This window comes from Neisseria gonorrhoeae (assembly GCF_003315235.1).
GTDB classification, from domain to species: Bacteria; Pseudomonadota; Gammaproteobacteria; order Burkholderiales; family Neisseriaceae; genus Neisseria; species Neisseria gonorrhoeae.
On sequence record NZ_QNRU01000045.1, the window covers coordinates 1 to 8516 of the forward strand.

Annotated in this window: 8 protein-coding genes and 3 pseudogenes; 6 read left to right on the plus strand and 5 right to left on the minus strand. The window is 57.3% G+C overall.

Annotated elements, in window-relative coordinates; translation table 11 throughout:
* Nucleotides 1-97: 97 nt before the first annotated feature.
* The 3 genes and pseudogenes from DFR77_RS14260 to DFR77_RS11785 all read left to right on the plus strand — a co-directional run.
* Nucleotides 98-275: pseudogene (locus tag DFR77_RS14260) on the plus strand (DUF1275 family protein); the annotation flags it as partial.
* A gap of 153 nt (nt 276-428) precedes the next feature.
* Nucleotides 429-695 (plus strand): annotated as a pseudogene (locus DFR77_RS14265) (YoaK family protein); the annotation flags it as partial.
* Nucleotides 696-763: 68 nt separating this feature from the next.
* Entirely contained in the window at nt 764-1441 is a 678-nt protein-coding gene (locus tag DFR77_RS11785; RefSeq protein WP_003705684.1) for a YiaD family glycine zipper/OmpA-like lipoprotein, read from the plus strand.
* Nucleotides 1442-1714: 273 nt separating this feature from the next.
* Here the strand turns inward: DFR77_RS11785 and xth are convergent, their stop codons facing one another.
* Complete coding sequence (xth, locus tag DFR77_RS11795) at nt 1715-2485, minus strand: exodeoxyribonuclease III (RefSeq protein ID WP_003689477.1); 771 nt, start codon at nt 2483-2485, stop codon at nt 1715-1717.
* Between the two features lie 59 nt (nt 2486-2544).
* Complete coding sequence (locus DFR77_RS11800) at nt 2545-2826, minus strand: ArsR/SmtB family transcription factor (RefSeq protein WP_003697444.1); 282 nt, start codon at nt 2824-2826, stop codon at nt 2545-2547.
* Nucleotides 2827-3078: 252 nt separating this feature from the next.
* On the opposite strand from DFR77_RS11800, the gene DFR77_RS11810 reads away from it, so the two are divergent.
* Nucleotides 3079-3330: a hypothetical protein gene (locus tag DFR77_RS11810; protein ID WP_003689481.1), complete on the plus strand. Its 252-nt coding sequence runs from the start codon at nt 3079-3081 to the stop codon at nt 3328-3330.
* Nucleotides 3331-3560: 230 nt separating this feature from the next.
* Here the strand turns inward: DFR77_RS11810 and nadC are convergent, their stop codons facing one another.
* Together nadC and DFR77_RS11820 are read right to left on the minus strand one after the other, a co-directional pair.
* Nucleotides 3561-4442 (minus strand): carboxylating nicotinate-nucleotide diphosphorylase, encoded by an 882-nt coding sequence (nadC, locus tag DFR77_RS11815; protein WP_003689485.1) that lies wholly within the window; start codon nt 4440-4442, stop codon nt 3561-3563.
* A gap of 75 nt (nt 4443-4517) precedes the next feature.
* Nucleotides 4518-5456: an NUDIX hydrolase gene (locus DFR77_RS11820; RefSeq protein WP_003697447.1), complete on the minus strand. Its 939-nt coding sequence runs from the start codon at nt 5454-5456 to the stop codon at nt 4518-4520.
* 201 nt (nt 5457-5657) lie between these two features.
* Between DFR77_RS11820 and nadA the strand changes: the two genes are divergently transcribed.
* Both nadA and nadB read left to right on the plus strand, forming a co-directional pair.
* Nucleotides 5658-6770, plus strand: coding sequence for a quinolinate synthase NadA (gene nadA / locus DFR77_RS11830; protein ID WP_113852144.1), 1113 nt, complete (start codon nt 5658-5660; stop codon nt 6768-6770).
* A gap of 51 nt (nt 6771-6821) precedes the next feature.
* On the plus strand, nt 6822-8330 hold the full coding sequence (gene nadB, locus DFR77_RS11835) for an L-aspartate oxidase (RefSeq protein WP_003689488.1): 1509 nt from the start codon (nt 6822-6824) through the stop codon (nt 8328-8330).
* On the opposite strand, the pseudogene DFR77_RS13880 reads toward nadB, so the two are convergent.
* Nucleotides 8327-8516, minus strand: a pseudogene (locus tag DFR77_RS13880) (hypothetical protein); the annotation flags it as partial. The gene nadB and the pseudogene DFR77_RS13880 overlap by 4 nt on opposite strands.

Below are 8516 nucleotides of genomic sequence, written 5' to 3' on the forward strand. Positions count from 1 at the left end.
AGCCCGACACTACGCAACATCTTGAGAACCCATCCTGTCAAGAATACCCGAACCGTCCCGATACACCGTAATCCTAAAACCCGCCATTCCCGCGCTGCAATGGGACATCGGCGGCAGCGGGGCGGTTTTCCCTTCGCTCGCACTGTTTCTGCTCTGTTTCATCATAGGTATGCACAACACGGGGATGACGCTTCTGCCGGGCGGTGCAATCCGTTCGACGCACATGGCCCGGCACGGCAGCCGACTTGGGCATCGAAATCCCGCGCGTGCCGTACTATAGTGGATTAACAAAAACCAGTACGGCGTTGGCCCGCCTTAGCTCAAAGAGAACGATTCTCTAAGGTGCTGAAGCACCAAGTGAATCGGTTCCGTACTATCTGTACTGTCTGCGGCTTCGCCGCCTTGTCCTGATTTTTGTTAATCCACTATATTCCTAAACCCACCATCCGCGCCTGCCGCACGTACACGTCGACAAACCGAAAATATGGCTGCTCGGCGGCATCGTCGGCGCGTGGGGCTGCCATAAAATCGGACACCATTTCTCCCTGCCCGTTTCGGCAGTATTGCCGATACCGGGTGCAGGCTCGGTCGGCTACGATGTGAAGGTACGTTTTTTTGCGGATGTGGCTGCGGTTTCGGCGCAAATCACGATAAACCCGCGTTGTTTCGGGAAAAATCGGGTAATTTCAGGTTAATTGCACTTTTTCAGACGGCATGATTGCTTATAGTTGTACGGTTTGACATATGCACGGAAGGAAACGCCATGACTTTCTTCAAACCCTTTACCGTCGTGCTGACCGCATCCGCACTCGCGCTTTCCGGCTGCGTTGCCGACCCCGTAACCGGACAGCAGTCCCCAAACAAATCCGCCATGTACGGTTTGGGTGGCGCGGCAGTGTGCGGCATCGTCGGCGCACTGACCCACAGCGGCAAAGGCGCACGCAATTCCGCGCTTGCCTGCGGCGCAATCGGCGCAGGCGTGGGCGGCTATATGGACTACCAAGAGCAGCGTTTGCGCCAAAACCTTGCCGGCACGCAAATCGAAATCCAACGCCAAGGCAACCAAATCAGGCTGGTGATGCCCGAAAGCGTTACCTTCGCCACCGGCAGCGCGGCGTTGGGCGGCAGTGCGCAATACGCCCTGAACACTGCCGCACAGACGCTGGTGCAGTATCCCGACACGACGCTGACCATCAACGGGCACACCGACAACACAGGTTCCGATGCAGTCAACAATCCGCTTTCGCAACACCGCGCCCAAGCGGTTGCCTACTATCTGCAGACGCGCGGCGTGGCGGCTTCGCGCCTGACGGTTTACGGCTACGGTTCGCATATGCCGGTCGCGTCCAACGCTACGGTTGAAGGCCGCGCGCAAAACCGCCGCGTCGAAATCCTCATCAACCCCGACCAACGCGCCGTCAACGCCGCACGGCACATGTAACGCGCCCTGCAACGCCAATGCCGTCTGAATGTTTTTCAGACGGCATTTCCGTATTCGCAAGCACAGCCGTACCCCGACTGTAATGCTATGGATAACGTCTCGCCGTTTGCCGGGAAACCGCAGATTGCAGCCGGTGGCGTGCAAGTGGGCCCAACCTTGCAGACGTTACCGCCATACCGCGATACCCCTGTAACCTCATCGTTTAAACAGATATTCAATCAAAATGCCGTCTGAAACCCTGCGAAGTTTCAGACGGCATTTGCCTTTCCCGAATTACAAATCAAATTCTGCCGCCACGGGCGCGTGGTCGCTCGGACGCTCCAGCGCGCGCGTCTCCAAATCGATGCGGACATCCTTCAAAACGGCCGCCATTTCGGATGTAACCAATATATGGTCGATACGCAGGCCCAGTTTGCGTTGGAACATCGCGCCGCGATAGTCGAACCAGGTATAGAACGCGCCTTCGGGATGGACTTGGCGCAGGCTGTCGGTCAATCCCAAATCCAGCAGGTTTTGAAACCACTGCCGTTCGACGGACGAACAGTGGATTTTTTCATACCATTTTTCAGGGTCGTAACAGTCCGCATCGGCAGGCGCAATATTGAAATCGCCCAGCAGTACCAGTTTGCCGTGGCGGGTCATTTCGTCGCGGACAAACTCCGTCAGTGCGGCAAACCACTGTTCCTTATATTTGAATTTGGGGCTGTCCAAAGCCTCGCCGTTGACGCAATAGACATTGATGACGCGCACGCCGCCTACGGTCGCCGCAATCACGCGGCGTTGCGGGTCATCCGGCAGGGAAGGCAAACCGAAATGCACGTCCTGCGGCACGCTGCGGCTGATGATCGCCACACCGTTGTAGGTTTTCTGCCCGCTCCAAACACAGTGCCAGCCCATCATCTGCAAGGCGGCGGCCGGAAATTTGTCCTGATCGAGTTTGAGTTCCTGCAAAACCAAAATATCGGGCGGATTGTCGGCAAGCAGGTTCTGAACCTGCGGCAGACGTACATTGAGCGAATTGACGTTCCAAGTGGTGATTTTCATAACATTTTCGAAAAATGCCGTCTGAAACGTTCAGACGGCAAAAGGAAAGGATTCTAACACTATGCCGCGCGTTTGTTTTCCAAATCGCGGATTGTCCGCAGAATCGTTGCCGCGTCTTCGGAAACCAGGCGGTATTCGATAATGCGGTGGTAACGCGTAAAGTCCACCAGACCGCCCGCCCTCAGGCGGTTCAAATGACAGGAAACCGCGGTGGCCGACAGGGATAAGGATTTTGCCAGTTCGACGATATTGCGTTCGCTGTCCAACAGTTGGATCAGTATCGCCATACGTTCGGGATGCGCCATAAGTTTGAGTATGGTGTGGAGCGGTATTGTGTTCATCGGTATTCCTAAAACCTTTTCCGCCCGCCAAGCGGATTGACGGGCGGCAGATATGGATGATTTTGATTATCTTTATAAATTGTATTATAAATCAATTGTTTATTTCTCATTGTACAGGATTGTATGTTCCTTTTCCCACTATTTTTGCAAACAAGCGTAAAGACAGGCTTTCAGACGGCATAAAACTGCCGCCCCTACCCTGCCTCACCCTGTTGCCGAACGGAATCATCCGTATTTTTTAAGAAAACCATTATGGATATTTTCCGTGAATCAAGGCCGTTCTGCGCGACAGGCTGTCCAACGCCAACATCCGGTTCGGCATTTCATCATCGCCGCCGACGATACGGGCAAGACCGCATCGGTCGTGCCTTCCTAACGATGCACCGCATCCTCGACAAGGAAAACCAGATACATACCGATATGGCTTTAGCGTTGCCGGCGGTAGTGAAAGACGCAGTGGCGATATGGGCAGATATGGATACATTGGATAGGTGTTCCGGCTGACCGCTCCGTTACTGCCGTATCTTTCGGCTACCGTTCATCAAATGGTTCCAATGCCGAAATGCCTAAATCGCGCCTGCCTGAAATGCTGTTTTTTCTAAAGCATCACGACCTTCACGAAAAATGCCGTCTGAAGAATATTTCAGACGGCATTCCCTCCCTGAGGCAATAACCGGATTACGGTTAAGCGGTTCCTTGCCTGACATATCAGACAGCCGCCCGCACCCTGAAACTCACGCCACGAAATCCAAACCTATGTCCAACGATCGGCTGCTGTGGGTCAGATAGCCGAGGGCGATGCCGTCCACGCCGGTTTGCGCCACGCGCTTCAGGCGGTCGAAGCCGATGCCGCCCGATGCTTCGCAATAGACGGTGTGGGGGTGGGCGGTTTGTGTGTGGCAGCGGTTTGCCGCTTCTTTCAGGGTTTCGTCGTCCATGTTGTCCAGCAAAATCCGTTCCGCGCCCGCTGCGATGGCTTCGTCCAGTTGTGCCAATGTGTCCACTTCGATTTCCACGCAGGTCAATGGTCCGACCGCCTGTTTTGCCTGCCGAACGGCTTGGGCGATGCTGCCGCAATAGGCGAGGTGGTTGTCTTTGATGAGCACGGCGTCGTCCAAACCCATGCGGTGGTTCGCGCCGCCGCCCGCCCTGACGGCGTATTTTTGCAGGACGCGCAGCAGGGGGATGGTTTTGCGGCTGCACACGATGTCTGTACCGTATTCGGCGACCTCGGCAACGGCACGAGCGGTGGCGGTGGCGATGCCGCTTAAGTGCGTGAGGTAGTTGAGCGCGGTGCGTTCGGCGGCGAGCAGCGCGCGGGCGTTGCCTTCGACGGCAGCCAGTGTCTGACCTGCGCGGACGGCTTGCCCGTCTTGGATTTCGGCTTGGAAGCGGACGCACGGATCCATCGTCTGAAAGGCGAGGCGCGCCAAGTCCATACCGGCGATAACACCGTCTTCGCGGCTGACGAGGAAAAGTTTGGCGGTTTTGTCGGGCGCGATGACGGCGGCGGACGTAATGTCGCCGCGCCTGCCCAAGTCTTCGCTCAAGGCTTGTTCCACCATAGGGCGCAACAAGGTGTCGGGCAGGGCAAAGAGGGGGTTTTCAGACGGCATGGGGTTTCCTTTGTTAAAAAAGATTGATGTTGCACCGATGGGGCAAAACTTCATTTGATGCCGTCTGAAAACGGGCTAACGGCTGCCCAGCGGCAGTCCGATGTCCGAAATCAGCCTGTCGGGCAGGACGTCGTCGCGGAAGCGGCAAAGCTGCGCGGGACGGCCTTTGCTGCCCGATACGCCTGTATCCGACGGCTCGATGAGGTTTTGCTGCTGAATCTGGCGGCGGAAGTTTTGCTTGTGCAGCAATCTGCCGCTGATGGCTTCGACGCTGTTTTGCAGTTGCAGCAGCGTGAATTCGGGCGGCATCAGTTCGAAAATCACGGGACGGTATTTGATTTTGGCGCGCAGGCGGGACAGGGCGGTCGCCAACACGCGGCGGTGGTCGTGGCGCATGGTCTGCCCCGTGAGCGCGAAGTCGAAGTTTGCCTGCGGCTCGGCGGCCTCCGCTATCAGACCGCTTTCATACAACATTTCATAGCGTTGCAAAACGTATTCTTCCGACCAGTTTTCCGGTTCGACCCCCCAACACAAATGAATATGCTTGAGCCGCTTTTGGCGGACTTCCTCCGTGTCCGCCGAGTTTGCCCAAATGCGCAGGCGGCTGACGACGGCGTCGCGCTGCCCGCCGTCGGTGCGCAAGTCTTCCCATGGGAAATAGCCGTAGCAGTCCTGCCATTTCGCGTCGGGATGCAGGATGCTATCGGCTGCCTCGCGCACCAGCCCCAAATAGCTGACGTACAGCACGGGCATGCCGTGTTCGTTGCGGCGGTGGGTATCGACAAAGGTGTAAAGCTGTTCCACATAGCCCATAGGCTGCGAAGTCTGCTTGGCGACCCACAGCTTTACGCCCGCCTGCAGGGAATTGCGCAGGGGGGAAAGCGGGCCGTTGGGCAGGAGCGTGCCTTGGGCGACGGTCAACACCCGCAGGCCGCCGTCGGTAACGGCAATCAATACGGGAACCAGCTCGACGATGCTTTGCAGCGGAGCTTCGGCTTCGGGGTAGGCGTCCATGCTCGGCTTTCTGCGGGTGGGAAAGGCTTTATTGTAAACCAAAGCGGTTTGTCGGAACGAAGCGGGTCGGTTTTGCGGTATCGCAAACCTGTTTTCAGACGACCTTGCATATTATACTCAAGTTGAGCATAATGTAAAAACAGTTTGAAAAACAGACGGCAAACCTTCATGCCGTCTGAAAACCAGCTACAAGGAAACATCATGCAAACCGCCGCCCGCCGCTCGTTCGATTACGATATGCCCCTCATCCAAACGCCGACTTCCGCCTGCCAAATCCGTCAGGCGTGGGCGAAGGTTGCCGACACGCCCGACCACGAGACGGCAGGTCGTCTGAAAGACGAAATCAAGGCCTTGCTGAAGCGGAAAAACGCGGTCTTGGTGGCGCATTATTACGTCGATCCGCTGATTCAGGATTTGGCTTTGGAGACGGGCGGATGCGTGGGCGATTCGCTGGAAATGGCGCGCTTCGGCGCGGAACACGAAGCCGGTACGCTGGTGGTGGCGGGCGTGCGTTTCATGGGCGAGAGCGCGAAAATCCTCTGCCCTGAAAAAACGGTGCTGATGCCTGATTTGGAAGCGGAATGTTCTTTGGATTTGGGTTGTCCCGAAGAAGCGTTTTCAGCGTTTTGCGACCAACACCCCGACCGCACGGTGGCGGTGTACGCCAATACTTCCGCAGCCGTGAAAGCGCGTGCCGACTGGGTGGTAACGTCTTCGGTGGCGTTGGAAATCGTGTCGTATCTGAAATCGCGCGGCGAGAAACTGATTTGGGGGCCCGACCGCCATCTCGGCGACTACATCCGCCGCGAAACGGGCGCGGATATGCTGTTGTGGCAGGGTTCGTGCATCGTCCATAACGAATTCAAAGGGCAGGAACTGGCGGCGTTGAAGGCAGAGCATCCCGATGCTGTGGTGCTGGTTCATCCCGAATCGCCGCAAAGCGTCATCGAACTGGGCGACGTGGTCGGCTCGACCAGCAAACTACTCAAAGCCGCCGTATCGCGCCCTGAAAAAAAATTCATCGTGGCAACCGATTTGGGCATCCTGCACGAAATGCAAAAGCAGGCGCCCGACAAAGAATTTATCGCCGCGCCGACGGCGGGCAACGGCGGAAGCTGTAAAAGCTGCGCGTTCTGCCCGTGGATGGCGATGAATTCGCTGGGCGGCATCAAACACACCCTGACAGGCGGACGCAACGAAATCCTGTTGGACAGAAAGCTGGGCGAAGCCGCCAAACTGCCTTTGCAGCGTATGCTCGACTTCGCGGCAGGACTCAAACGCGGGGATGTGTTCAACGGCATGGGGCCCGCCTGATTTGCCGTCCATATCGCCGTTTCAGACGACCTCTCAAACAAGGACAACACCATGCAAACCGATTGCGACGTATTGATTGCCGGAAACGGGCTGGCGGCACTGACGCTCGCCCTGTCGCTGCCTGAATCGTTCCGCATCGTCATTTTGTGCAAAAACCGGCTGGACGACACCGCCAGCCGTCATGCGCAAGGCGGGATTGCGGCGGCGTGGTCGGGAGAGGACGACATCGGAAAACACGTCGCCGATACTTTGGAAGCGGGCGCAGGTTTGTGCGACGAAGCCGCCGTCCGCACCATCCTGTCGCAGGGCAAACCGGCAATCGAATGGCTGCTGGCGCAGGGCGTGGCGTTCGACCGGAATCATAACGACCTGCACCTGACGCGCGAAGGCGGGCATACCTGCCGCCGAATCGCCCACGTCGCCGACTACACGGGCGAAGCCGTCATGCAGAGCCTGATTATCCAAATACGCCGCCGACCGAACATCCGCGTTTACGAGCGGCAGATGGCGTTGGACGTTCAAACCGAATCAGGCGCAGCGTGCGGACTGACCGTCCTCGACTGCCGAACGCAAGAAACCTACCGCATCCGTGCCCGCCATACCGTACTCGCAGGCGGCGGCCTCGGGCAAATTTACGCCGCCACCACCACGCCGCCCGAATGCACGGGCGACGCCATCGCCATGGCGATACGCGCGGGTTGCGCAATCGAAAACCTCGAATTTATCCAATTCCACCCCACAGGCTTGGCAAGGCCGTCTGAAAACGGCCGCACCTTCCTGATTTCCGAAGCCGTGCGCGGCGAAGGCGGCATCCTGACCAATCAATCGGGCGAACGGTTTATGCCGCATTACGACCGCCGCGCCGAACTCGCGCCGCGCGACATCGTTGCCCGCGCCATCGCCGCCGAAACCGCCAAACAAACGCAAGACTTCGTCTCGCTCGACATCAGCCGCCAACCCGCAGCGTTCGTCCGTCGGCATTTCCCGTCCATCCATCGGCACTGCCTGTCCCAATGCGGCTTGGACATCACGCGCCAAGCCATCCCCGTCCGCCCCGTGCAACACTACACCTGCGGCGGCATCCAAACCGACCCCAGCGGCAGAACCTCCCTGCCGCAGCTCTACGCCTTAGGCGAAACCGCCTGTACCGGACTGCACGGAGCCAACCGCCTCGCCAGCAACTCCCTGCTCGAATGCGTCGTTACCGCCAGGCTTGCCGCCCAAGGCATCGCGGACGGACAAGCGTTCCAAATCGAACCATTCCAAAGGCCGTCTGAAAGCCCCTCCGCCGAAACAGACATCTTTTCAAACGACCTCCAAAACACATTCAGCCGCCCTGTCCTGCAAACGTTCAACCAACGCCATCTCGGCATCCTCCGCAACGATACCGACCTGCACCGCGCCATCGACCAACTGCGGCTTTGGAAGCAAAACCAAGCCGAACCGCACACCGCGTCCGAATACGAAAACCGCAACCTACTCGAATGCAGCCTCGCCGTCGCCCAAGCCGCATACAGGCGGAGACAGAACATCGGTGCGCATTTTAATAGTGATTGTTAAGGTTGGCTGGTTAGAAAAAAATCGTTCAAATAAATTTGAATAGCATGGTTAAGAGATTGGCATTCAGTTTTTATGGTTGCGTAAGTTGGGTTGAGGCCTTTGCAAAAAAGCCCTTCCTTCGACATCCGAAACCCAAACACAGGTTTTCGGCTGTTTTCGCTCCAAATACCTCCTAATTTTACCCGA